This window comes from Mesorhizobium shangrilense (genome assembly GCF_040537815.1).
Taxonomy (GTDB): domain Bacteria; phylum Pseudomonadota; class Alphaproteobacteria; order Rhizobiales; family Rhizobiaceae; genus Mesorhizobium; species Mesorhizobium shangrilense.
The window spans coordinates 118541-140587 of sequence record NZ_JBEWSZ010000008.1; the positions used below are offsets into that span (position 1 = coordinate 118541).

General features: G+C 60.4%; 23 protein-coding genes and 1 pseudogene. 5 read left to right on the forward strand and 19 right to left on the reverse strand.

Going from position 1 to position 22047, the window contains the following annotated elements; all coding sequences use genetic code 11:
* Positions 1-24: 24 nt before the first annotated feature.
* The 14 genes from ABVQ20_RS35670 to ABVQ20_RS35735 form a co-directional block, all read right to left on the reverse strand.
* Positions 25-972 carry an ArdC family protein gene (locus ABVQ20_RS35670; RefSeq protein ID WP_354464515.1) on the reverse strand — a complete coding sequence of 316 codons (948 nt, stop codon included), beginning with the start codon at positions 970-972 and terminating at the stop codon, positions 25-27.
* A gap of 645 nt (positions 973-1617) precedes the next feature.
* The gene (locus ABVQ20_RS35675) at positions 1618-1800 is read right to left on the reverse strand and encodes a hypothetical protein (RefSeq protein ID WP_354464516.1); all 183 of its coding nucleotides are present in this window, start codon (positions 1798-1800) and stop codon (positions 1618-1620) included.
* Entirely contained in the window at positions 1797-2063 is a 267-nt protein-coding gene (locus tag ABVQ20_RS35680; RefSeq protein WP_354464517.1) for a Y4lK-related protein, read from the reverse strand. Before ABVQ20_RS35680 ends, ABVQ20_RS35675 begins: the two co-directional genes overlap by 4 nt.
* Positions 2064-2667: 604 nt before the next feature.
* Positions 2668-3003: a type II toxin-antitoxin system RelE/ParE family toxin gene (locus tag ABVQ20_RS35685; protein ID WP_354464518.1), complete on the reverse strand. Its 336-nt coding sequence runs from the start codon at positions 3001-3003 to the stop codon at positions 2668-2670.
* Complete coding sequence (locus tag ABVQ20_RS40585; protein ID WP_435528487.1) at positions 3000-3674, reverse strand: ribbon-helix-helix domain-containing protein; 675 nt, start codon at positions 3672-3674, stop codon at positions 3000-3002. The genes ABVQ20_RS35685 and ABVQ20_RS40585 overlap by 4 nt, the downstream gene beginning before the upstream one ends.
* 79 nt (positions 3675-3753) lie before the next feature.
* Entirely contained in the window at positions 3754-4026 is a 273-nt protein-coding gene (locus tag ABVQ20_RS35695) for a hypothetical protein (RefSeq protein ID WP_354464519.1), read from the reverse strand.
* Complete coding sequence (locus ABVQ20_RS35700; RefSeq protein WP_354464520.1) at positions 4004-5404, reverse strand: DUF8535 domain-containing protein; 1401 nt, start codon at positions 5402-5404, stop codon at positions 4004-4006. The genes ABVQ20_RS35695 and ABVQ20_RS35700 overlap by 23 nt, the downstream gene beginning before the upstream one ends.
* Positions 5405-5775: 371 nt before the next feature.
* A complete protein-coding gene (repC, locus tag ABVQ20_RS35705; RefSeq protein ID WP_354464521.1) occupies positions 5776-7125 on the reverse strand; it encodes a plasmid replication protein RepC in 1350 nt (449 codons plus the stop codon).
* Between the two features lie 199 nt (positions 7126-7324).
* Positions 7325-8365 carry a plasmid partitioning protein RepB gene (gene repB / locus ABVQ20_RS35710; protein WP_354464522.1) on the reverse strand — a complete coding sequence of 347 codons (1041 nt, stop codon included), beginning with the start codon at positions 8363-8365 and terminating at the stop codon, positions 7325-7327.
* Positions 8362-9579: a plasmid partitioning protein RepA gene (gene repA, locus ABVQ20_RS35715; RefSeq protein WP_354464523.1), complete on the reverse strand. Its 1218-nt coding sequence runs from the start codon at positions 9577-9579 to the stop codon at positions 8362-8364. Before repA ends, repB begins: the two co-directional genes overlap by 4 nt.
* A gap of 683 nt (positions 9580-10262) precedes the next feature.
* A complete protein-coding gene (locus ABVQ20_RS35720) occupies positions 10263-11417 on the reverse strand; it encodes a site-specific integrase (protein ID WP_354464524.1) in 1155 nt (384 codons plus the stop codon).
* Positions 11414-11791 carry a type II toxin-antitoxin system VapC family toxin gene (locus tag ABVQ20_RS35725; RefSeq protein ID WP_354464525.1) on the reverse strand — a complete coding sequence of 126 codons (378 nt, stop codon included), beginning with the start codon at positions 11789-11791 and terminating at the stop codon, positions 11414-11416. The genes ABVQ20_RS35720 and ABVQ20_RS35725 overlap by 4 nt, the downstream gene beginning before the upstream one ends.
* Complete coding sequence (locus tag ABVQ20_RS35730; protein WP_354464526.1) at positions 11791-12036, reverse strand: type II toxin-antitoxin system VapB family antitoxin; 246 nt, start codon at positions 12034-12036, stop codon at positions 11791-11793. The genes ABVQ20_RS35725 and ABVQ20_RS35730 overlap by 1 nt, the downstream gene beginning before the upstream one ends.
* Before the next feature lie 175 nt (positions 12037-12211).
* Positions 12212-13138 carry a recombinase family protein gene (locus ABVQ20_RS35735; protein WP_354464527.1) on the reverse strand — a complete coding sequence of 309 codons (927 nt, stop codon included), beginning with the start codon at positions 13136-13138 and terminating at the stop codon, positions 12212-12214.
* A gap of 725 nt (positions 13139-13863) precedes the next feature.
* Between ABVQ20_RS35735 and ABVQ20_RS35740 the strand changes: the two genes are divergently transcribed.
* From ABVQ20_RS35740 to ABVQ20_RS35750, 3 genes are all read left to right on the forward strand, one after another.
* Positions 13864-14886, forward strand: coding sequence for a DUF1403 family protein (locus ABVQ20_RS35740; RefSeq protein WP_354464528.1), 1023 nt, complete (start codon positions 13864-13866; stop codon positions 14884-14886).
* A gap of 5 nt (positions 14887-14891) precedes the next feature.
* Positions 14892-15644: an SMC-Scp complex subunit ScpB gene (scpB, locus tag ABVQ20_RS35745; protein WP_354464529.1), complete on the forward strand. Its 753-nt coding sequence runs from the start codon at positions 14892-14894 to the stop codon at positions 15642-15644.
* A gap of 553 nt (positions 15645-16197) precedes the next feature.
* A complete protein-coding gene (locus ABVQ20_RS35750; protein WP_354464530.1) occupies positions 16198-16935 on the forward strand; it encodes a methyltransferase domain-containing protein in 738 nt (245 codons plus the stop codon).
* A 420-nt stretch (positions 16936-17355) separates the two neighbouring features.
* Here ABVQ20_RS35750 and ABVQ20_RS35755 read toward each other — a convergent pair whose 3' ends face one another.
* The 5 genes and pseudogenes from ABVQ20_RS35755 to ABVQ20_RS35775 form a co-directional block, all read right to left on the reverse strand.
* Complete coding sequence (locus ABVQ20_RS35755) at positions 17356-18618, reverse strand: ATP-grasp domain-containing protein (RefSeq protein WP_354464531.1); 1263 nt, start codon at positions 18616-18618, stop codon at positions 17356-17358.
* 12 nt (positions 18619-18630) lie between these two features.
* Complete coding sequence (locus ABVQ20_RS35760; RefSeq protein ID WP_354464532.1) at positions 18631-19035, reverse strand: hypothetical protein; 405 nt, start codon at positions 19033-19035, stop codon at positions 18631-18633.
* Positions 19036-19183: 148 nt separating this feature from the next.
* Positions 19184-19478 (reverse strand): annotated as a pseudogene (gene nifH, locus ABVQ20_RS35765) (nitrogenase reductase); the annotation flags it as partial.
* 921 nt (positions 19479-20399) lie between these two features.
* Entirely contained in the window at positions 20400-20735 is a 336-nt protein-coding gene (locus ABVQ20_RS35770) for a hypothetical protein (RefSeq protein WP_354464533.1), read from the reverse strand.
* 51 nt (positions 20736-20786) lie between these two features.
* Positions 20787-21293: a thiolase family protein gene (locus ABVQ20_RS35775; RefSeq protein WP_354464534.1), complete on the reverse strand. Its 507-nt coding sequence runs from the start codon at positions 21291-21293 to the stop codon at positions 20787-20789.
* Between ABVQ20_RS35775 and tnpA the strand changes: the two genes are divergently transcribed.
* Positions 21287-21724 carry an IS66-like element accessory protein TnpA gene (gene tnpA, locus ABVQ20_RS35780; RefSeq protein WP_354464535.1) on the forward strand — a complete coding sequence of 146 codons (438 nt, stop codon included), beginning with the start codon at positions 21287-21289 and terminating at the stop codon, positions 21722-21724. The two genes, ABVQ20_RS35775 and tnpA, sit on opposite strands and share 7 nt — an antisense overlap.
* Positions 21721-21930, forward strand: coding sequence for an IS66 family insertion sequence element accessory protein TnpB (gene tnpB / locus ABVQ20_RS35785; RefSeq protein ID WP_354464536.1), 210 nt, complete (start codon positions 21721-21723; stop codon positions 21928-21930). Before tnpA ends, tnpB begins: the two co-directional genes overlap by 4 nt.
* Positions 21931-22047: the final 117 nt, after the last annotated feature.

A 22047-nucleotide genomic window follows, 5' to 3' on the forward strand; every position in this document is an offset into this window, starting at 1 on the left:
CGGTAAGGTGAGGGGGAGGGAAGATCAGGCGGCCGCGGCCCGCGGCGCATCGTCCTTGGTGGCGGCGTCGGGCTGCAGGCTGTGCAGGTAGGCGACGGCACGTTCGGCATGAGCGGCGGCTTGGAAAATGGCCCGCTTCTCGTTTTTTAAAACTTTGATCCAGCTGCCAATATAGGCGGCGTGATCCTCGCGCGGTTCATCCTCGATGCCGATATCCGCGCAAATCATGGCACTCGAAATTTCGGCCACACATTCTTCGATCGCGTAGCCTTCGTCACCCCATGTCTTGCGGCCGAAATCACGGTCGAGGCGGGTCGGGTGCCGAGTCCAATGTGCGACCTCATGTGCGAGGCACGAAACGTAAGAGTCCGGCGACTCGAACGCCTCGAAGACGGGCATTCCGATGAGGTCGTCAGTGAGACTGAAGTAAGCCTTGTTGCCGCCGTGACGGATCTTGGCGCCGGTATTGGCGAAGAAGGCGTCGGCGGTGATAAAGCGCTCCATGGGCGGGAGCGGCTCGATTGGTGCGGGGGTGAACTGGGCCGGAAGATTGTCGATCTGGTCGCAGTTGAAGACGCAGTAGCCTTTCAGGAAGGGGATGCGCTGCTCGATTTCCTCGCCATGTTCGCCTTCCTCGGTCTTTTCGATTGCACCGGCATAGACGACGAGCGTGGAGGTTTCTCCCTTTCTGACCTGTCCACCCATTTCCTGAGCCTGGCGATAGGTCATCCAGTAGGGGGAGGCGTACCCGTTAGCCGTGGCCTCCATCCAGAGCAGCACGGTGTTGATGCCACGATAGGGCACGCCATTGTGGCGCAGCGGGCGTGTCGGCGATCCGTTTGCACCCCATGGCTGATGCCAAGGGCGCACGCCGGCCTCGAGCTGCTCGACGATTTTATTGGTGATGCGCTGATAGACGTCCTTGTCCGGACGGCGGACGGTGGCGGAACGTTTGTGGGATTTGCTGGTCATGACGCTTTCTCCGATCACGGGACCGGGGAAAGCCTCTCTCTCCCACTCAGGCCCGTTCGACCGGGCCTGTGCTTTCTCTAACTCTTATAAGAAGGGGCTGGCCTGCCACCTTCTACCGGCCGGCCGGGGCGGTGGTGCCAGGCCGATAAGGTTGTGAGTGAGCGCTGCCTGGGCGTCGCAAGAGCGATCGTAGCCCGTACGGGGCGAGACCCGTTTCGGGGCTCGACGAAGCTTGGCGAGGGCATCCGCGAAGCGGATGCGGAGCCTTAGCGGAGCTGAGCGCGGCCGCGCAGCGGCTTGCCCTTTCCGGCCTGGATCGTTCACCAGAGGGCGACTAACTCCACGGAGAAAGCGCTTTTAGAAGGTATCCCGGGCGCCCCTTCTGCGTGAGGCGCCAGCCGAAGCTAGGGGAAACGTGACGTTCATTTTCGGTGGGCGTATCTGAACGGAAATGGGGTGTCGTTTTGGAGAACTTGGCATAAGTCGCCCGGCTCCATTTCCTCGGGTCCTCGTACGCGCTTTCATCGAAAACAATATCATCCACGTGAAAGTCAACGACGCCGGTGGGAGAGTGATTGAGAACCACCCACTCTGCCTTTTCCACGGCGACGCGATGATCCCTGCCGACGCGTCGCGGCTGGGCGATCATATTGCTGAAGTACGAGATGTCCTGGGCCGGCAGGCTTTGGCGCAGAAGATCGGGTAAAAGGAATACCCGCTATCATCTCCCCCCAGGGCGCGCTCGATGCGCCCGAACGCCTCGCTGGGATCTGCGTTCGCGTCGAACGTCGGCATCGTTACCTGAAGCCGGAGCAGTTCGACGATCATCGACTGCCATCATTAGCCCCTGTCTGCGGCCCAATCTCGACATAGCGTCCGATCGACCACAGGTATGCGATTATCTCTGCCACGAGATAATCGCGTTCGCCGTAGATTTCGGCAATCCATCGCAGCTGTGGCTGGATGGCCTCGCGTTGGGCAGGCGGTAAATCAACATCGCCGAAGACATATCCGAAATGGCCGATTGCGCAGATGTTGCAGCCGAGATCGACAACTGATTGTACAAACGCCGGAATGTCTTTTTCTTGCATAGTCTTCGTGTCAAGGCTTCGATGGCGACGCCGCCTGGCCCGCCGTGTCTCGAACTGCTTCCTCCGCACGGCCGCCGTGTACCTTAGCAATGGCCGCCGGCGTCGACGCTTGAGTGCACCGCCTTCGGCAGGGGAAGAAAAAGCCGGACTCGAATACGGCCCGGCGAAAGGAAGGGTCAAAGCTTTAGAGGGAACTCTGTCCAGCGGCTTGGGAGGAGATCGCTGAACAAGCCTCTTTTGGCCCTGTTTTCGCTCGGTTGCGACGAAGATTATTCCAAATACCGTACCGCGAACGGGAATTTTGTTGCCACATTTCGGGTTTGTTGAGACGAACAGGATGTCGGCGTGCAGTCGGATCCATTCTTGTGACGGGCCCGGAGCTGGGGATTCAGGCTTGGTCTTGCATCCGCGAGCGGCAGAAGCCGAATAGGTCCAGCACGGCGAGAAGCGAAAACTCGACTTCGAAGGCCAGGCCAGGCGCTCGTCACCGCCGCGCTGCAAGCGCTTCCCGCGCGAGTACTGCTGTCTGATGTCGCCCGCCCGGCGGCCCTGGGCGAACGCGGGCCACGCGCCGGCGTGGCCTTGGTCCAGAACGCGGTTGCCTCTACATAGGGGGCAAGTCGGGATCTTCCAACCAGGCTGGTATATCGCGTTTGGCATGCAGGACGCGCCAGACGTCTATGTGCGCGGCCAACTCGACATAAAAAATCAGATAAGGAAAACCATTGATCCGAACGTGGCGCAGATTGGGGACGCCGAGTTCGTAGGCGAAGCGCGGCGACCCGGCGGCCGGATAACTGGCAATTTGAGTGTAAGCCCGTTCGAGCTGCTCGACCAGGTTGGTCGTAACCCGTGGACCAGCTGTTTCGAGATAGTTTTCAACGGCCTTGTCAACGTCCTCTCGCGCTTGCTCGCGCGGAATAACCAGCTTCGCCGTCACGCTTTGGTGCGGCTTTGAATGCGATCGCGCAGGTTTTCGAAGTAGCGGTCGTCGATCGGCTCGGTCGGTGGTGTTGATGCACCTTCCATGAGCAGGCCGCGCAACTGTTCACGATCCCGATCACGTCGGATCAATTCGCGAACGTACTCGCTGCTTGTGCCGTATCCTCGTTCGGAGACCTGTTGGTCGACGAAGGTTTTGAGGTTGTCGGGCAAGGATATGTTCATGGTGCTCATGCGCCCAAGATAGGCGTTATGGCAAAAAATGGCAAGAATGATGTAGTCGTTACACCTTTCACCACGTTCCGGATTGAGCGGCGGGATGTCGCCTTCGACGTTCACCCCAGGGAGCGACGGGGATGACGTGGCCGTCCGCCAGGGTGGTCGGCCTCTGCCCGGTGACTTGGCGAGATGGCTGGCGCGCACGTCGATGACAATCACGGGCGCGACCGGCACCTTGCCCTTCTTCTCGCGCTGCTTGTTGAGGCGAGTTGGTGCCGGTTCTTCGTGCCGGATCGCCTGCGGTGTCGAGAGTGCACCAAGAAGAGCGGCGACCACGCCAGCGTGCCGGTATCGGTGTTGGCGGATGGGCACGCGCTTGTGGTCGCCGATGATTTTGTGACCCGATTGATTAACAAAAACGAGATTGGTGCGGCTCTTGGTTTCGAACATCACATGCGTCGATAGAGCAATGACTTTGCCGTTGACCTCGCTTGTGACGCGCTGGCAGACCGCGGCGAAGTGGACGGTTTCATCGAGGATTTTCTGGCACCAGGAGACCAAAAAGAAGGCGTGCGGGGATGGGGGCTATCTCCGCGTCCCATAGCTGGTTGGAGAAGTCGATGAAGACCTGAAGGGCGTCATCGACCGTGTCTGGATCGACGAAGCTGAATGAGAATTCGACGGTTTCCGGTGCGCGTTGTCCGACGAAGCGGGCGAGTTCCGCCGGCTCATCCGTTTGCCATGGCTCAAGCGAGCGGAACTTGCCTTCGCGAAAGTATTCAAGAGCCGTGTGTAGTCGCATTTGGCTCGGTCGATATTTGACGCGGCGCCCGCGTCGAGTGCCGGGAATGCTCGAGCACCCAATAAAGCAGCCGCTTGCCGGTTTCTTCGGCGGTTGCCTGGGAAATATCAGCTGGCCGGATTTCGAAGACAGGCCCGATCTCGCGCATCCGAGGGAGCGTTTTTTCCTTCGCGGTCTTGTATTCGTCGGTGTCCATGCCGAAGGCCTCGACGATAAGGTTCACAGGCTCATAATTGCCATAGGTTGTCTCGAGCACGAAGTCAGGGCGGCAGAGCCCCGAAGGGGTTTCCCATGCAAACAGCGGTTTGGTGATCCTGATACGCAGTTGCGGCGCGGCTTCGAAGAGGGAGTGCTGCAACCAGAACAGCATGTGCAAAACGTCGCGTTCGAAGCCAGATTCTACGGGAAACAGTGTATCGCCGTTGTAGACTGGCTGCGCATAGGCCTGAATTGCCCTGATCGGGCCTTGGTCATTCTCCTGAAAATCGGCATTGAGGATTGTAAGGAAAGGCCCGCGGCTTGCGGGATCGCCGCGCAGCGGCTGGCGCACTTTGGAGTGGACCTCGATCTTGCGCGCGTTCGATGCGGGTGAGACGACCTTGGCTGAGACGGTAGGCGAAAAGAGCAGCATGAACCCGGTGCGCCGCAAGGCTTCGGGCCAGTCGGGGTGTGATTTGTCGAGTAACGCTTGCCAGCGGCTGTGCAGATCCCAGTAGTCTGCCGCCCAAGTCGACATCAGCGCGCCGAGTGTCCAGGTGCGCAGAACCTTGAGTTCGCGTGCGGCATGTCGAAGCTTTGAGATTTGAGGGCTGAGAGCGAATTCCGGCCGATCCTGCAGAGGCGGGATCACGTTCACGGCGGCTTTGTCTATCAGCCTCCAGAGGATGACGCCGAGTTTAGAGGGCCTGTCGTTGCGTTCAACGGACCGCGTCGGCGCCGGCGCGTCGCGGTCGGCAAGCCGGTCGGGGATGGCAGGCAGAGCATCAACATAGGTGCGCTCAATTTTGGGCAGCGGCCTGATGTTATATCCGCGGTCGAAGAGAGCAGGGGTCTCATCTCGATCGATATGAAAGGGGCAGGTGTCGGCATGGTTTGGCCGATCTTCTTGTTGGTGCGGATCTCCGTCCTTTGGCGTGAGACGGCGCAGCGTGAAGGTTTTTTCCTGCTGGATCGGCGCGAGCAGCGGCTTGAATTGGTTGGAAACACAGTCGCATTCGATCCAGCCATCCATGGTCTTGGCGCGTTTGATGGCGGTAAGGGCGATGCGATCATCGTCTTTATTGCTGGAATTGCCGTACCAGGCGCGCAGCGCCATCGCTTCCCGCTCAGTGAGGGGGGCAAGTGGATGACCGGGGCTGTTGCGGACGACGATGCGCATTGGATCCGTTAGGTTAGTACCACGCGCCAGAATTTACAGCTGAGATAGTGCGACGAGCGACCGGAGATCCACGAAGCGGCTCCTTTCGATGCGGGCGCCCTCGATCGCCAGCGAAATAGAGATGAAGATCGTAACCCGCAATGGCATACCAAGGCATCATCTGGAACCGCGCTGTTAGCCCGCGCCAGCCACGCCGCGCGATCGGATTCGGCAAGTGAGTTCTACCAAACCATTCCGGCAGTTTCATCGGGCGTCGGTACCCGGTCGTGCTCGTTTTTCATGCCTTCGATGCTCTCATAAGACGCTCGTCCCGACAAGCGCTGCAGCCACCGTCCATGTCCCATAGTTTGGATCGAAACCCGCCCGGCTGATCATGACCTGCGTCCCGGCTTGTCGAGACTGCGGCGCAACGCATCGCTGATTTCCAGCCGGTTTTCGGTGCGCACAACCTTGCCCGCCGTCTCCAAATCGACCGCAGCGGCTTCAGCCTCGGAACCGGTTCCAGTTGTCTTCGATGCGTCAAGCTTTGCCCGCAACAAGGCCATCACCATCGGCCAGACCGAGAACTTTCCGGCCTTTGCTCGGTCCGTCAGGCTGCGCAAATAGCCGCCGGCGCTGTTGATCTGGTCCTGCCGCTGGTAGATCGCGGCAATGGCAATCGCCGCCTGCTGCCCACCCATTGCCGTTCGCGCTTCCTCCCAGGCGCTCGGGCTGATGCCCAGGGCTGGCCGGGCAACCTCGGCCGCGGCCAGAAATTCACGCCAGTTGCGGATTCCGCCGCCGCCCTTCACCAGCCAAAGCATGTTCGGGCAGGCATCCAGCACGATCCCCAACGGCAGCTCGCGCTTCGGCAGGCTCCGTACGTTGTCAGTGTCCGCAACGTTGCCGTCCGCTTCATCCCTATTTCCTAAGCCGCTTTCAGATTCAGATTTAGAGTCTGGTTTTGAATTCTGTATGTGGCGCTCGATATGAGACTCATTGGCGCTCATATTCTTTGTTTTTACGAATGATTCCAATACCTCACGCACTTCAGCCCAGAGGTCCTCCAGCTTGGCGGTGATGGCTTCGAGGACCTGGCAGGGCGCTGTACGGGGAATCTGGCCGACGATGGCTTGATAGGTTTGCTGGACCCTGCCCCAATTTGCCGGAACTCCTTCCTCGATGCCGGCGTCTATCATCTTGACGATGTCGCGGCGGCATATGGTTAGCCGTTCCTTAACGACTCGGTAGGCCCTCTTCTCGGCTCGGACGACTTCCGCCAGCTCCTTGAGCTCCGCTGCGCGCGCCACGATCGGCGAGATGTCGAAGCCGTAGGCTTGCTCGATCTCGCCCCCTTGCCCTTTCCGCGCGTAGCGTTTGCCGTTGGGGCTGTCCCTGCGGATGATCAAGCCACACTCGACCAAGACAGCCAGGTGCCGCCGTAGCGTCGAAGGTGGCATGCCATTGGCGCGGCCGATCAACTGCTCATTGGAGGGCCAGACGATCAGCTCGCTATCGCCATAGAGCGCGGTGTCCGGATGAAACGAAAGCAGGGCGTCAAGTATGGCCAGTGCGCGATCGGTCGCGCCCAAGGCGCCTCGGGCTTCCTTGATGTTCTGGAAGACATGCCATTTGTGGACTGTTAGGTCCGCCGGCATTGCCTTTGCGGCCACCTGGCTTGAAATCATACCAAGCGTCATCGGCCGCCGCCCAAAGGGCGTCGTTGAGATATGCGTTTCCATGCTCTTTCACCTATCGCTAGGCAAAAGAAATCTGCTCGCCGAAACGGCGCTTTCCCTCACGGGAACTCTTGACTGTGATTCGCAGAAGTGCGATTCTCTAGGTGCTAACTAATGAGAAGGGCTTCCGGACGCTGTTTCGGGGGCCTTTTTCTTTTGCTGTGTCGATCTCCTGACTACGTTGCCTGCATCGCAGAGCCGATTAGCGGCTCTGCCGATACTCCTTGAAGAGGCGCGGCAGCTCGTTGAGCACGAATTCCGCAAACTCCGGTGATGATTTCCGGTCGATTGTGACCGTGACTTTCTGTTTGCTCTGGGTGATGCGGCCGATTTCCTGACCAGCATCCGATAGAAGCGTATCCTGGCTGCGGGCGAGCGCGCCGGGCTTGAGCGATCGCGCCACAGCTTCAAACCTGTCCTTTGAGGAAAGGGCGGCGAATTGGTGCTGCTGCGTAACAGCTCTCGCCTTGTCCAGTTGGGCGGAATCCGCTACGACATCGGCCAATGCCATCCAATTGCGCCGGCCAACGCCATGCGCGGGACCAATCGCCTCGATGAGATCAACAGAAATCTTGGCGCCGACAGCCAGCATGTTCGACAAGTCGCTCTTATAGACAGACAGAGCTGACATGATCACATCCCGCGAAAAGCGCCGCTCGAGCTGCTGGGCGAAACGAACTTTTTCAATATAGGAGAGATCCTGCCGTTCGTTATTCTCCTGGCCTTGGGCGACGACCAATTCCTGGTCTGTGAGCTTGCGCACGATAGCTTTGACTGGAATCCCTAGCTCAATCGCCGCGCGCAGGCGCCGGTGCCCGAAGGCGACTTGATACTTGGCCGGATATTCAGGATGCGGACGCACGAGAATGGGGACTTGCTGGCCCTCATTCCTTATTGCCTCCACGAAGCTGCGGAACGCTTCGTCGTCGCTCAACATTCGATCGGGGATAAACGATGGCTCGACGCTGTTGGTGTCGAGCTCGACGATCGTCTGACCAGAGATCAATCGTAGCTCTATCTCATCAGCCCTCTTCGAACGCTCATTCAATTCCCCCAGAGATTGCCCCAAAGCCCCCACTGGCGACCCAGAACCGCTCTCCAACAGATCGGGCGAACCTAAAAGGGGGCGAATGCGCGAAGACCGTCTGGCTGCCTGTGGCTCGGCGGTCTCGGGACCGGGGGATTCGGGTCCAACTTGTGCCGGGGCAGATTCCAGGTTGGCGAAAATGCGCTTGCGGCTCATAGCGGTCTCCCCCACGCTTTCTTGATGAGGGCTTCTATCTCTGCGTTGACGCTCTCCATCGATTCCGTCGCGCGGTCGTAGGTTGTCCGCGTAAATTGGCTGCGTTCAACCTCGAAGATCGTCTGGTTCGTAAGTCCCGCATCGGAAATTGCTGTGCTTTTCAGCATCGGATGATTGAGGACATGCTCCCCGAAGATAGAGCGGAGGAACGCGACCATCTGATTTTGAGGTCCGTCGCTCGGCTCAAACCGGGTAATCAGATACTTCATCCATTTGAATTGCGATGAAGCCCCCGCCCTGCTGATTTCATCCAACAAATCGCCCGTCATTGCCAGAAACTGGCTCATCGACATGACGTCGAGCATCTGCGGATGGACGGTAATCAGGACCGATGTCGCGGCCGTAAGCGCGGACAGAGTGAGATAGCCCAGTTGCGGGGGGCAATCGATCACTACGACATCATAGATCTTCTGAACCTGCGCGAGTGCTTGGCCAATACGGGCAAAGAACATCGTGTCGCCCGGCGATCGGTTCATGAGTGCGCGTGGAGTATCGTGTTCGAACTCCATCAGTTCGAGATTGCCAGGAATCAGGTGCAAATCGGGGATGTATGTCGCGCGGACGATTTCAGCGATGGGCCGCCGTTCGTCGTCGTAGCGGATTGCCCCATAGAGGGTTTCATTTGGGCCGACATCGATTTCGGGCTGATGGCCGAAGAGAGCGGATAGACTCGCCTGTGGATCAAGGTCGATTGCCAGGACCCGATAGCCTTTTAGGGCGAGGTATTGAGCAAGGTGGGCCGTGGTCGTTGTCTTTCCAGACCCACCCTTGAAGTTCATCACCGTGATAACCTGAAGATCTTCACCGTCGGCTCGCCAAGGGAGATAACGCCTGTTGCCCCTAGCTCCGCTGTCCAGGAACTTGCGAATCGTATGAATCGCGTCGACCGAATAGGAACGCCGTCCACCACCGGAGACCGTGGACACATCCGGAATTTCGGCGGCGACCTGTCGCAGGTAGCCTTCGGTTATCCCGATCAGCTTTGCGGTCTCGGCAGGTGAGAAATTGCGGATACCCTTTTCGGCATTGGGAGGAAATGTGCTGAGATGGTGGGCCTGCAGCTGAGTCGATAGCGTAGCGGAGTGACGCTGGATTAGCGTTTTCAGTTCTTCCGGCTGGCTGGCTGGCTCAAGTGCGGCAGCAGTGCTTACCATCGATTTCGTTCTCTTTCGCCGCAGTTGCGGAAGTTTGTCGTGTTTGCGGTTTTTTCCGCAGATGAGGGACTATGCCCGATTCTTTCTCGCGTGCAAGAAAATAAGGGTTAACAGCTTCTTAATGCCTATCTCCGCATGGACCGCGACGCTGTTAGCCGCGGCTAACTTCGCAGCCGCGTGTCGAGAAATATACAACCCTTCGCCCTCCTCCATTCTGATGGGGAGGGTCACAATACGCTAGAACCCAAGGCCGCGAATCCCGTCCCGCGCCTCACCCCTCTCACTCGTTGGTAGCTCGGCAATGCCGGCTGGCCGCTTGGGTCGAGACGATTGCTCGCCCACGTTCGACCTCGGAAGCCACCACGACCAGATGCAGACGGGGTGGCGTTCTTCCACCAACGTACGGTGAGCCGACCCCTTTACGTCATTTGCCCATCGCCCCACGGCAAACATGGTCGTCAAGCCAGCTAGTTTTGTCTGCTTCGGCCAACTCATCAACAGACCAAAATCTATGCTCAGCCATCACCTGAATTTCGGGCGTTACGAGCCCGGATCAGGAACCGCTCCTCGGCGAGGACCCTGCCGGGGATGCTCTCGGGTGCCCTGCCGCAGCACAAGGTCGGCAATCCACCACCCTGAAGCGACGTTCCGATTGGCTCGTAAGTAGCGGAGGGTTCTGTCGCCTACAACCCAGAGGCCTTGGTGAGATTGACGCGGAATCGATCTCTTCGGCGCTGATAGCGCCGGGTCATTTCGGCGGTGGTGTGGCCGAGCTGCTTTTGCACGTAGCGCTCGTCGACCTCGGCCGACGAGGCTAGGCCAGAGCGCAAGGAATGGCCCGAGAACTTCGTCGCACGCTCGCCTTCGGACAGATCGCCGCGAACACCGGCGGCGAGTGCCGCGCGCTTGACCAGCCGCGCTACTTCCTGGTCGTTGAGCCGCTCCGCACCAACCGCCTTGCCGTGCCCCGTGACACGCCGAAACAACGGTCCATGTGCGATGCGGGCCAGCCTCAGCCAGGTCTGCATCGCGACAACCGGACAGGTAGCATCCGACGAGCCGCGGCCGATCTCGACCTCACGCCAACCGGTCTTTCCGCGCAGTGTGACGAGAACGCCTTTGTCCAAAACCTCGATCCAGCCACGGCCGTCCTCGGTTTGATCCCTGGCAAGGTCGAGGCCGACAATTTCCGAGCGGCGCAGGCCGCCGGCGAAACCCAAGAGCAGCATGGCGCGGTCGCGCAGGCCACGCAGCGTGCCGCGATCGAGGGTCTCGAGCATGGCAATCAAATCCTCCGGGAGAATTGCTTCTTTCTGCCGGGGAGGGGAGGCGTGGCTGTTGCGAATGCCAGCCAGCACAGTCGCGATATGCCGGTCTTTTCTGTCCAACGGCTGGCCGCGCTGCGCATAATTCCACGAGAGCGACGAAAGGCGCCGCTCGATCGTCGCAACAGAGTTCGTTTTCTTGTCGCCTGTTACCTTACCGGACGCGCAGGCCGTCATGTAAAGGCCGACCACCTGAGGATCGGGCGGCAACACCTCGAGATGCTGCCGGCGCACCCAGGCACAGAAATGCTTCCAGTCAGCGGCGTAGGCGCGGCGGGTGTTGGCCGAGCTTGCGGCCTCGACATATTTTCGCGCGTGGTCAGCGAGCTGTTCGAGATGCGCCGGCAGGCCCAACGTTGGCTCCGAACTGGACGCCGGCTGCGGGCGAGGCGAGGGGGGATCAGCGGGTGCTTGGCACATTTCCATCACCACGTCGACAATATCTGGCAGGTCGTCGGCGCTTGCCTTGTCTTCTCCGGCGGAATGTTTGCCCTTGGCTTTCTCGTCCATCATGCCACCTCAATGTCGGTGTGCACAAAATCATTGCCCTTGAACAGGAGGGGAATGTCGTAGAGCCTGGCGCAAGCGTAGGCGAAACAATCGCCCATATTCAGATCCGCCTTGTGCCGGAACGCCCGGATGGCTTCGCGCCCGATCGCGCCATTAATCTCGATGATTTGCGCGGGAATCTCGTCCAGCATGAGGGTGACGAGTTCTTCCGCCGCTTCGATCGGGCAGGCACGTTTGCGCGCCAGGCCGGCGACGGTCTCATGCACCACGATCGGCGAGACGCTAACCCTTCCGGCCTGACCAAGGCGAGCGGCAAGCGCCAAGCCATCCTCTTCATCGGCGATGATGGCGATGATGGCCGAGGCGTCGAGAAACATCAGCTATTCCCCGACAGGTCGTCGAAAAAGGCCTTGTCGGCTTGGGCGCCGGTTTCGGGAAAGGCGCGATAAAGCTCGGCAAGCGCCTTCAGCCGCTGGGGCAGGGGGATTGCGCCGCGGCTGCGTTGATACTCCTGTTCGACGGCGTCGCGGATCGTGTCGGTAAGGCTCATGTTCTTGAGTTTTGTCAGTCTGCGGACCGCCGCATCGGTGCTTTCGTCCTTGACGGAAAACGCCATCTCCATACCCCATGTTCTATACCGCTATACAATACCATATCGATCATCCGTTCGTCTCCCGCGAGGCAGCTTGTAGGCGGTTGTGACCTAATATGGTTCTGGAAATCGTTTGCTCGGCGAGTGGTCGGGAGGACAGGAGCGCCGGAGAGGCGCGGCGGCGCTACATCGACGAGCGGCCGTCTCAACCGTCAGCGGGTTCGTGCACCGTCAAACCGAGACGCCTGGCGCGATCGAGCAGATGCTTGACCGACGACGCCGCCCATTGCCAGCCACCGCGCGGGGTTCGCTCGCGCATCGCCTCGAGCTGTGCGGCGATTGCCCGCAGGCTGAGGTGCGGATCGGCAATGGCAATGCCGGCGACAAGCGTCATCAAGCGGTCTTCCGGCTGCCGCCGCGGGGCGCGCTGGACAAGCGCCGGCTCCGCGAGACCTTCGCGCACCAGGCGATGCACCGATCGGCGAAGGCGCTCCACCGTCCAGCTCTGCCCCTTGTGGTTCAGGACCCGGACGACGTCATCCCAGTTATGCTGCGGACGCAGCCGTTGCACGATCGGCAGAAAGCTTTGCGCCGAGGCGATGAGATCGCCGACATAGACGCCGTCCCGGGCCGCGGCGATGGCGCGAATGCTTTCCGGCCGCCGCTCACGCAGGCCGGGATTGCCGGGAAGCCGGCCCCGCGCTCTTGCGGCAGCGATACCGGCCTTCGTCCGCTCGGCGATCAGTGCCCGCTCCAACTGGGCGACCGCGCCGAGCACCTGGAGCGAGAACATTCCCTGCGGCGTCGACGTGTCGATGGGGTCGCGCAGCGAGCGGAAATGCGCACTGCGCTGTTCGAGCGTCTCGATCACCTCGAGCAGATGGCTGACGGACCGGGCGAGACGGTCGAGCCTGACGACGACCAGGACGTCGCCCCCGCGGATCTCGCGCAACAGCTTGGTCAGCACGGGGCGCGAGCGCGTTGCGCCCGATCCCTGTTCGTGGTGGATGACCGCGCATCCGGCTTGCCTGAGTTCATCGGCCTGTACATCCGTCACCTGGTCCTCCGTCGAGACCCGCGCATAGCCGATGAGGCGGCGCAGTCTGGAAGCAGGGGAGGGGGCCTTGGCCATGGCGGGCTTTCATGGGTGTTTCACGGCCGTTTGTACAATATCGACGGCTATTATCAACCATCCCTTTGCAGGCGTGTATTATCGACCGATTTGCAGGCCCGTAGAGCCCGTTCGAGGCCTTCGGAGGTGCCAAGGGACTCGGAAAGGGCCACAATCACGTCCACGGGCGCGCTAGGGCCGAACGCGGGCAAAACTGGTCATTTGGAGCCGGAGCGACCTGCATGACCCTTATCGAGGCGCTAGGGACGATCGATTTGGCTTTAGTTCCACAGGCGGGCGAAGCGGATTTCATGAGACCACGTGAGTCCGAGTCGGAAATCGTGAGACTGCGTGACAAAGCGCGTCTTTGCCGGAGGGCGCGGACAATACCAAGGTAGTTCAAGAGGTTAGCGGCGGCTGACGAACTTTATCCAGCACGCAGTCTCACGAAAACCGATTCAAAACCGGCCGAATTGGCGGTCGGCGTCTCGCAAATTCCACCTATCTTGGTCGCGCTGTCCACCCAATCAAGGTGAGAATCCGCCGATCTAGGATGAAAACGACGCCTGAAACCGCGCAAATGCCGGCTTTCCACCCATCCAGGGCGCGCGACAGACGTCCTGAGATAGGCATTTTCAACACGAACGATAATGCAACATTATCATTCGTTGTGGTGGCACGACAGGTGGGGCGGTTTCGTGCGAATAATATTGCCAACAGCGCCGCCGTGATTCATCCTGCTTTCGATGATTCTGCGGCCCCAATCCCTCTCGCGCCACCCTGGTCTGCTCCCTGGAGCGCCAATCGCCACGCCTGCGCTCCTTGTCCCTACCTGGCTGCGCCGCGCCGTCGCCGATGCGCAAACCGTTGCGGGCAAAGACGTCGAGGACGTCGCGCTCGTTGTCGGCGCTGCCATCGGCGCGCTCGATGCGGTCGTCCGCCGGCAGGAGCGGTGGGCCGGCGCCTGGCGGCAGCGCCTTGCGCTTGCGGCGGCCGCAGTCACGGCAGGGCAGGCTGGCCGCGTCGAGGGTGAAAGCGCGCTGCGCGACGCCGTGCTGCTCACACGCCCAAGCGATTTTTTGTCCGCCGGCCCCGCCGGATCGATGCTGCTGGCTTGGCGCCGGCTGGCCGGCACGCCTACCGAGAAACTGCTGACCAAGGCGAGCATCGGCGCGGTGCTCGATGACCTCGGTCTCCCCCGCGACGATGACGCAGTCAGCGACCTGGCGGACGATCTTCGACAGCTTTCCGCGGGCATCGGAACGGTCGGCATGCTGACCGGCGCGTTCACGGCCGCCGAAAGATATGGCTTCGCACGAGCCTTCGGATGCTGGCTCGCCGACGCCCTGCTGGCGCAGCGGCTGGGTTGGGCCCACGCGGTGCCGCTGCTGGGCGCCGAAGCGGCCTTGGGCACAAGCGCCCGCACCCGTCGATCGGTAGTCAACTCTGTTGCGACACGCACTGAGACGGGTCTCGAGCGTGCCAAAAGTCTGCTCGCCGCGCAGGCGCGCGCCGCGCTGCGCGCCATTGATCTTTTCGTCGAGCTTGAGCGTCGCGCGGACCGGCTGCTTGCGGTTGCTCCGAAACTCAGGGCCAAGGCGGCGGACACGGTCGTCGAAAGGCTCCTGTCCGACGATGCGATCGTCGCCTCTGAAAATATCTCAGGCATGAGCGATCGCGGCCTGCGCCGGCTGTTCGACCGGCTGCTTGAACTCGGCGCCGTGCGTGAACTGTCCGGCCGCCCAACCTTCCGCATCTACGGACTCTGACGATAATGGCGGAGGCAGCGCGCAGACGAGGAGGGAGCCGGTCAGATGACCGTCGATCAGGCGAACGGCGATCAGCTGACCAGCTGTTTGACCGGGAGCTGGATCACCTGCCGCCGGAGGCGCGCTGGCGCGAATGGATGCATCGCGTTGAGGCGACGATTTTTGCAGCCAGCGAACCGGTCGGCCGCGAGACGCTGGCGCGCATCGTCGGCAAAAGCTGCAGCATCGACCTTTTGATCGACGACATTCGCGAGGAATTGCGTGGTCGGCCCTATGACCTGGTCGCCGTCGCCGGCGGTTTTCGGCACCTGACCCGGCCGGCATATGCCGACGCCATCCGCAGTGCATTTGGCACCGCCGCCGGCGGCAGCGAGCGCGCCGAAGACCTGACGCGGTCGGATGTGCTGGTGCTGATGTGCATCGCCTACTTCCAGCCGATCACGCGCGGAGAACTGTCGTCGTTTTTTGGGAAAGAGATTTCGCGCGACCTGATCGGCCATTTGCGCGGCGCGAAGCTGATCGCTTCGGGCCCGCGCAGCCCGACAGCCGGCGCACCCTACACCTACGTTACGACCAAAGAATTCCTGCTGGAGTTCGGGCTCGACACGCTACGCGACCTGCCGGATTTCGAGGCGCTCGAGGATGCCGGACTGCTGAGTAAGGAAAAACTGCTTGCGGGCGACATCATGCCGGGGTTTTCCAATGACGGAGGCGAGGATGCAGGCGTCGCCGATAATGAATGGCACGCTGCTCCCTAAGGATAGCGGTTCGCGGGCAGCAATCTTATCCGCGGAGGACCGCAAGAACACGGTTGCGCTTCGCTCTGATCCCACCGTCAGTGGCGTGCGAATAGGCCTCAATAGCTGCTGCTTGTCAGCCTCGGCCACACCCGGATGTGTAAGGACAAGCGCCGATGAGGCCAATAGTGGTCGCAGGTAACACGATTCGACAAGTCCTGTCGGGTTTGTCGAATCAGCGACAGAGCTTGCTGGTCCATATCTTGTTCAGCCCGGCTAAACAGCTGAAAAACTAGTGCAAACTTTTTTCGTTCGGCTCGATTTAATTGGCACGGGTTTTGAAACGCTTCGGTGCGAGGCGGCGAGTCGATCGGCATCCTGTCGCGGGCAGCCGCGATGGATGCGTGTTGGCAGAGGATGCAGCTATAGCGTGCAACCGCTGGATGTCGATGGCCAGGAATTGCAGCTCGCGAACCGATGGAACAGTCCACAAATAATGAAGCTAACGGAGCAAACGATTCGCGAAGCGCAAAGTATTCCTGAGGTATTTCGAGAGATTTAGAGGAGTTCGACAATGCCTGACAATTTCATCTACGGTGACGACTGGGCTTCGGTGTACGAAAGAATCACCAGCATGCGGGGTCGGATAGCTGAGGCAGATGAGACGGTTGCCTTTCTTGAGCAACACTGTAACGGAGGCAATGCGCTTGAACTCGGTATTGGTAACGGACGCGTGGCGGTTCCGTTGAGCGCGCGAGGGGTCAGGGTTGAAGGCATCGACAACTCGGAGAGCATGTTGAGGCTGCTTGCCAGCCGCAGCAATGTGGTCAAGGCCTGGCAGGGGGACATTGCCAATTTCACGTTAACAAGCTGCTACAATACGGTCTATTGCATCTACAACACGTTTATGCAGCTCTTCACGCGCGAAGCGCAAATTGCTTGCTTCCAGTCTGCTGAATCGGTACTAGCCGAGGATGGGATTTTGGTCATAGAGATCGATGTGCCGGCCTTGGACGGTTTCGTCAATGGACAGAAAACTACGATTTTGCACATCGATGATGAAAACACATTTCTCCGTGCGGACGTCCACGATTCATTGAAACAGAACCTGGTTTCATCATTCCTCTTGTTTTCTGGAACATCCGTGCGGCGTTTGGCCCAACCGGTTCGATATGTATACCATCAGGAGCTGGATACGATGGCCGAGTGCGTGGGGTTGGAGCTGGCGGAGCGTTGGGAAGATTGGGCGGGAGGGGCCTTCACCCAAGCGTCGACACGTCATATCTCCGTTTATCGCCGAGCTGTCTTGTAGTCCCGAACTTTACCAGCGGTCACGATGCTTGACCGACAGCAATCGAATTTAAGAGACGTTGTACTGGTGGGGCGAGGAGCTTCGAGATGCTCGCAGCAGGCGTCGTAGGGGCGTCTCGGACGGGTCTGAAGTTCGCGCCCGCAAGGGCAGCAGCATCGTGCGATGTTGCCCGGAATGTTGATTTGGGGAGTTGTGTGCCAGCCGCCTGGTCGATCAGCAGCACGGTCTGCGGTGCGGCATGGCGGCAGATCGCATCGAGGAAGCTGCATGGCCCGAGGTGTCGGCAGATCGTAAGGCCAGCATCGGTAGAGGTCTGACGGCCGAATTACGGCTGCACCCCTTGGCCGATCAGGGCTACAAGAGAGAGCCCCCATCTGTTCGTCGTCATCTGCCCGCCACCGGAAGCCGCGCGGCAGACTGCTATCGCATCAGGGGGATGCCGATGGATTTCTCGAAACCCCCGAGAACGGCATTGGCCACCGTATTGGCCTCTGCGAAGGATCCGGCCCGCACATGGAACCAGCCGAGAGTTTCCCGGCGTTGGACACGGATTCCCGGATCGAGGCGGTGGGGATCGAACTCGATCAGTTGATCGCCATATTCCTCCAGCCACGAGAGATCGATGTGGTTGGCTAGGGCTGCGTCGCGATCCGGCATGATGTTGCGGGCGGAGACATAGCCGGCATGTTTCGGCAGGCCTTCGCGGATTGGCAGGCCAAGATGGATATCTAGCAGCCGTTCCTGGATCATTTCGCCCGTCAGATGGCGATATACGGAGGGCATAACACCACCCATTAGTCGCGAGTTCATCTCGACCAGGGCAGGGCCTTGGGTCGTCGCAATCATCTCGCAGTGAAAAATACCAAAGTCGAAGCCCAGCGCCCGGGCGACCGCTTCCGCGTATCGGAAGCAAGCCTCGACCTGATCAGGTGTCAAATTGGCGGGCATCGATGCGCCGATCTCGATGCATTCATCTTCGCGTGCGCGGGTGTGGTCGGACATCATAAAGCGATAGAAACTTCCATCCCGTACACCTATCTCGGCAGAAACAAGAGGACCGCTAAGATACTCCTCAACGAGGATTCCTTTGCGAAATTGAGCTTGAAGCTGACGGGGCAGAGCATCGATACCAGATAGGAGTTTCTGGGCCGCACGTTCGGCATCCGGCGGCGTAGGCGCTACCGAGGCGAGCAAGCTGTCAAAGCCGGTCTGCGGCTTTACCACCACCGTGGTGCCGATGGCTTCCGCCACGGAGCGCGCCTCCTGCGGCGTGGTTACCGGGCGGAATCTTGGGCAGTGCAAGCCGGCGCGTAGGATCACTTCACGCGCGCGTGTCTTATCGCGTGCCGTCGTCACGGCAGATGCGCTGGTAAATGGAATGCCCAGTCGCCCACAAACCCGTGCTGCGACATCGACACAGGGCTCCAATTCGGAGATGACGGCATCGATTGGCGCAAGCGCTGCGAGCCGTCGAACGGCATGCAAAACCTTCTTATCCACGGTGGAGTCTGGAATGGCGACGATTGTATCGAGGGTCGAAAATATGTGCTTTACGCGCTCTGTCTCGACATAGTGGTGATAGCCAGATCTAATAAGGGAGACTCGCAATCCCCTTTGCTTGGCGAGCCGCATGGTTTCGATGCCGGGCGAATTGGTGTCGATGAAAACGATGTGCTGGCCCATGACGCCTCCTTCTCAACCGACACGCATTGCGACATCAGGCTGTATGAAATCGAAGCGGATGGTCGCGCCGGCCTGCCGGCCTATTCCATCTATGGTGTTCTCGATGACTTCGACGAGGTCTTCGAGAACGTCACGGGGTTTTCGCCTCTTCCGGCCGCGATCAAATTTCCCCAGCAGCAGCAAAGCGCAAGTCTTGTCGGGTTTGGCGCAGAAGACCAAGGCGCCACAGTTTGCGAATTCCCGCACCAGGAATGCATCGTCAGAGGCGATGCCTGAAAGCAACTCATACGCCTGACACAACCTTGGTCGAATTGTGGCATAGTCCTCCGACGCTTCGATCCCGCCAGCAAAGGATAGATATGGCAACTTTGTCGATGTCCGCAGCCATACTTCAGTTCCGTCTGCTCTAAGAAACATGGCGATTCCCTTTCTATTCAGGAAGTCATCAGACTACTCAGCCGTCGTTGGGGTTGCTCCGCAACAAGCCGCCGATAGAAGGAGGACCTGATCGGCTCGACGCCCTGAGCCGCGAACATCGCGCCAAGCGACTGGCGGGGGTGGCCTTGCGGGCCGCGCAGCCGACGGCTGGCTCAGGGCCGCCGGACTCCACGCATTTGATGCCTTTGCAGCCGACTTTGAGCGCGTCTGAGTTCAAGGTCTTTCACCGAACTTCCCCATGCTGCGAGGTGCAGGACCGTATCGTGCGCCCTTCCAATGGATCGGGCCGCTAGAGTCGGTTTTGGGTTCGCAGCCGACGAAGAGGATCTGCTGCCCAAGGTCGACAAGCGCGGCGAACGTATTTCGGGAGGTGGCGGACTGCCCCCGTTGCCGTAGAATTTGATTTGACGCAGACCTGACATGTAGCTTTCTTCTCCCTTCGTCGCTGCTGCCCGCGACATGGACGCCGGTCGGAAGTTCTCGCCGCCTCGTACCAAGGAGTGTCAAAACTCGTGCCAATTTGGCTGACCGAGCCATAGAAAACTTTTCTGATTGCTTTTCAGCTGTTTAGCCCGAGACAAACCAAGCGATTGACAGAACAGTTTCGTGTAGCGGCCCCGACAAAGGCGACACAAGACCTTAGATGGCGTGATTTTGCGGAGCCCCGGGCCCGGCCGCGACGTTGGCGACCGCGGTTCTCTTTGAACCGTAGGCGCAACGGCTCATCCAGAGGGCCATGTGCGCCTGCTATGAAAAGATAGTCAATTCGTTGAAGACACGCGTAAGTGGACGAACAAGCTGATGGGACGCAACATTCCACCCTTTGCCGCGCTCCGTGCGTTCGAGGCCTTGGTGCGGCATGGCAATCTTCAGGTGGCGAGCAACGAGCTTGGCATATCCTCCGGTGGGATTAGCATCAGGTCAAGTCGCTCGAGGTCCGCCTTGGGGCCAAACTACTGGTCTACCACGGTCGGTCCTTTGCGCGCGGATTCGCGCCGCAGACAGAATCCATACCGTAAAGGTTCATGTTCTAAGAGTCCTTGATCTTCCTGCCACGGTCTGCGAGGTGACTTGAAACGAATGGCATAGCGGTCTCCCCGACGCACCTGAGACCTGAATGCACCGAAGGCCGACAGAGGCCTGCCACATAAAAAGATCAGGTGTGTGCGGATTTCCATGATGGTCCGGAGCATAGGCTCCCGTGCGAGGCCGGATAGATACGCGCGGACCGAAATATGCCGCCCCGTTGCGTATTCCCTTGCACCGCGCGGCCGGCCCATAGATGCGATGCATGATCGTCGCAAGCTTGCGTGCCGGCGACGACGGCGGGCTTGTGACCGCGTTTAGCCGCCAACCGCATGCCCCAGGCTCGCAGCGTGCTGTGCTTCTTCGAGCGTGTGATCATCACGCTCACCGCTTCGTAGAGGACTGTCAATTATTGGGTCGCTGGGCGTCGCCGAAGCGACCGTCAGACCCGCTCCAGCGCGACCGCCATGCCTTGGCCGACGCCGATGCACAGGGTGGCCAGAGCGTAGCGCGCGCTGCGATGTCGAAGCTCCAGCGCGCGCGGTGCCGGCGATGCGGGCGCCCGACATGCCGAGCGGGTGGCCGAGTGCGATGGCGCCACCGTTGGGATTCACGTGCTCCGCTTCCTCGGCAATGCCGAGTTGGCGGAGCACAGCGATGCCCTGGGAGGCGAAAGCTTCGTTGAGTTAGATTACGTCGAATTGTTACGGCGTTAGGCCGAGCCGGGCGCAGAGCTTTTGCGTCGCCAGCGCCGGCCCGATGCCCATGATGCGCGGCGCCACGCCGGCCGCCGCACCGCCGAGGATGCGGGCGACCGGTGTCAGGCCGCATTTTTTCATAGCGGCTTCCGGAGCAATGATGAGCGCGGCGGCGCCATCATTGACGCCGGAAGCGTTGCCGGCGGTCACCGTACCGCCCTGCCGGAAAGGTGCCGGCAATTTCGCCAGCGCCTCGATCGTCGTACCGGCGCGGGGATGCTCGTCCTCGACACGATTACCGCATCGCCCTTCTTCTGCGGGATCGTCACCGCCGTGATCTCCTTCGCCAGCCGGCCGTTGGCTTGAGCGGCGACGGCTTTGTCCTGGCTGCGCGGCGAACGCGTCCTGGTCGGCGCGCAACACTGAAAAATCCTCGGCGACGTTCTCGCCGTAAGCGATGCACCAAGGCACCTTGCAATAGGCCGATGAACATGGAGGTTCGCGCCATGACATTGGAACATGCAGAGGGCGATGTGGTCGCCGAGGACAGCGGCGCCGCGGCGGCTGAAGATGGTGCAACGATGCCCGGCCGCGCGCGGCAACGGAGGCTATGGAGTTGCGCCGAGAAGCGCGCATTGGTCGACCTTGCGAGCGCGGCGGGATCGTCGGTGACCGAGGTCGCGCAAGCGTTCGGCGTAGCTCCTTCGCAGCTCTATGCCTGGCGCAAGCAGATGGCCGGCGGCGAGCTTGATGCCGATCAGGCGATGGCGGCCTTCGCGCGCGTCGACGTGAGCGATCTGCCCGAGGTCGAACGCCCCGTCGCCGATTGCCCGGACCCGGCCGGCAGGATCGTCGTGGCCTTTCCGAGCGGTGCGCGATTGCGCATCGACGGGACCGTCGATCCGACAGCGCTGCGCATCGTCCTGGCGGAGTTGACCAGGTGATCACGGTGGTGCCGACCGACCAGATTTACCTGTGCTGCGGCGCGACCGATATGCGCCGCGGGATCAATAGCCTGGCGCGGATGGTGCAACAGGTGCTCGCGCTCAATCCGCACACTGGCGCGATCTTCTGCTTTCGTGGACGCAAGGGGCATATCATAAAAATTCTGGCGCATGACGACCAGGGGTTCTGCCTATTCACAAACTAACTGGCTTCATACTACAGCCCTTTCCTTGAGATCGGAGCATTTTGAGGAGTTGAGTCGGCGGATAGCCTCTGCCCGATGGGCAAGCTGGTTCCATCGGCTGGATTGTTTGGCTGGGAC

Coding starts and splice junctions, on each gene's coding strand:
- ABVQ20_RS35670 (WP_354464515.1), bottom strand. CDS start 972: ATGACCAGCAAATCCCACAAACGTTCCGCCACCGTCCGCCGTCCGGAC.
- ABVQ20_RS35675 (WP_354464516.1), bottom strand. CDS start 1,800: ATGATCGTCGAACTGCTCCGGCTTCAGGTAACGATGCCGACGTTCGAC.
- ABVQ20_RS35680 (WP_354464517.1), bottom strand. CDS start 2,063: ATGCAAGAAAAAGACATTCCGGCGTTTGTACAATCAGTTGTCGATCTC.
- ABVQ20_RS40585 (WP_435528487.1), bottom strand. CDS start 3,674: ATGTTCGAAACCAAGAGCCGCACCAATCTCGTTTTTGTTAATCAATCG.
- ABVQ20_RS35695 (WP_354464519.1), bottom strand. CDS start 4,026: ATGCGACTACACACGGCTCTTGAATACTTTCGCGAAGGCAAGTTCCGC.
- ABVQ20_RS35700 (WP_354464520.1), bottom strand. CDS start 5,404: ATGCGCATCGTCGTCCGCAACAGCCCCGGTCATCCACTTGCCCCCCTC.
- repC (WP_354464521.1), bottom strand. CDS start 7,125: ATGGAAACGCATATCTCAACGACGCCCTTTGGGCGGCGGCCGATGACG.
- repB (WP_354464522.1), bottom strand. CDS start 8,365: ATGAGCCGCAAGCGCATTTTCGCCAACCTGGAATCTGCCCCGGCACAA.
- repA (WP_354464523.1), bottom strand. CDS start 9,579: ATGGTAAGCACTGCTGCCGCACTTGAGCCAGCCAGCCAGCCGGAAGAA.
- ABVQ20_RS35720 (WP_354464524.1), bottom strand. CDS start 11,417: ATGATGGACGAGAAAGCCAAGGGCAAACATTCCGCCGGAGAAGACAAG.
- ABVQ20_RS35725 (WP_354464525.1), bottom strand. CDS start 11,791: ATGTTTCTCGACGCCTCGGCCATCATCGCCATCATCGCCGATGAAGAG.
- ABVQ20_RS35730 (WP_354464526.1), bottom strand. CDS start 12,036: ATGGAGATGGCGTTTTCCGTCAAGGACGAAAGCACCGATGCGGCGGTC.
- ABVQ20_RS35735 (WP_354464527.1), bottom strand. CDS start 13,138: ATGGCCAAGGCCCCCTCCCCTGCTTCCAGACTGCGCCGCCTCATCGGC.
- ABVQ20_RS35740 (WP_354464528.1), top strand. CDS start 13,864: ATGATTCTGCGGCCCCAATCCCTCTCGCGCCACCCTGGTCTGCTCCCT.
- scpB (WP_354464529.1), top strand. CDS start 14,892: ATGGCGGAGGCAGCGCGCAGACGAGGAGGGAGCCGGTCAGATGACCGT.
- ABVQ20_RS35750 (WP_354464530.1), top strand. CDS start 16,198: ATGCCTGACAATTTCATCTACGGTGACGACTGGGCTTCGGTGTACGAA.
- ABVQ20_RS35755 (WP_354464531.1), bottom strand. CDS start 18,618: ATGGGCCAGCACATCGTTTTCATCGACACCAATTCGCCCGGCATCGAA.
- ABVQ20_RS35760 (WP_354464532.1), bottom strand. CDS start 19,035: ATGTTTCTTAGAGCAGACGGAACTGAAGTATGGCTGCGGACATCGACA.
- tnpA (WP_354464535.1), top strand. CDS start 21,287: ATGACATTGGAACATGCAGAGGGCGATGTGGTCGCCGAGGACAGCGGC.
- ABVQ20_RS35775 (WP_354464534.1), bottom strand. CDS start 21,293: ATGTCATGGCGCGAACCTCCATGTTCATCGGCCTATTGCAAGGTGCCT.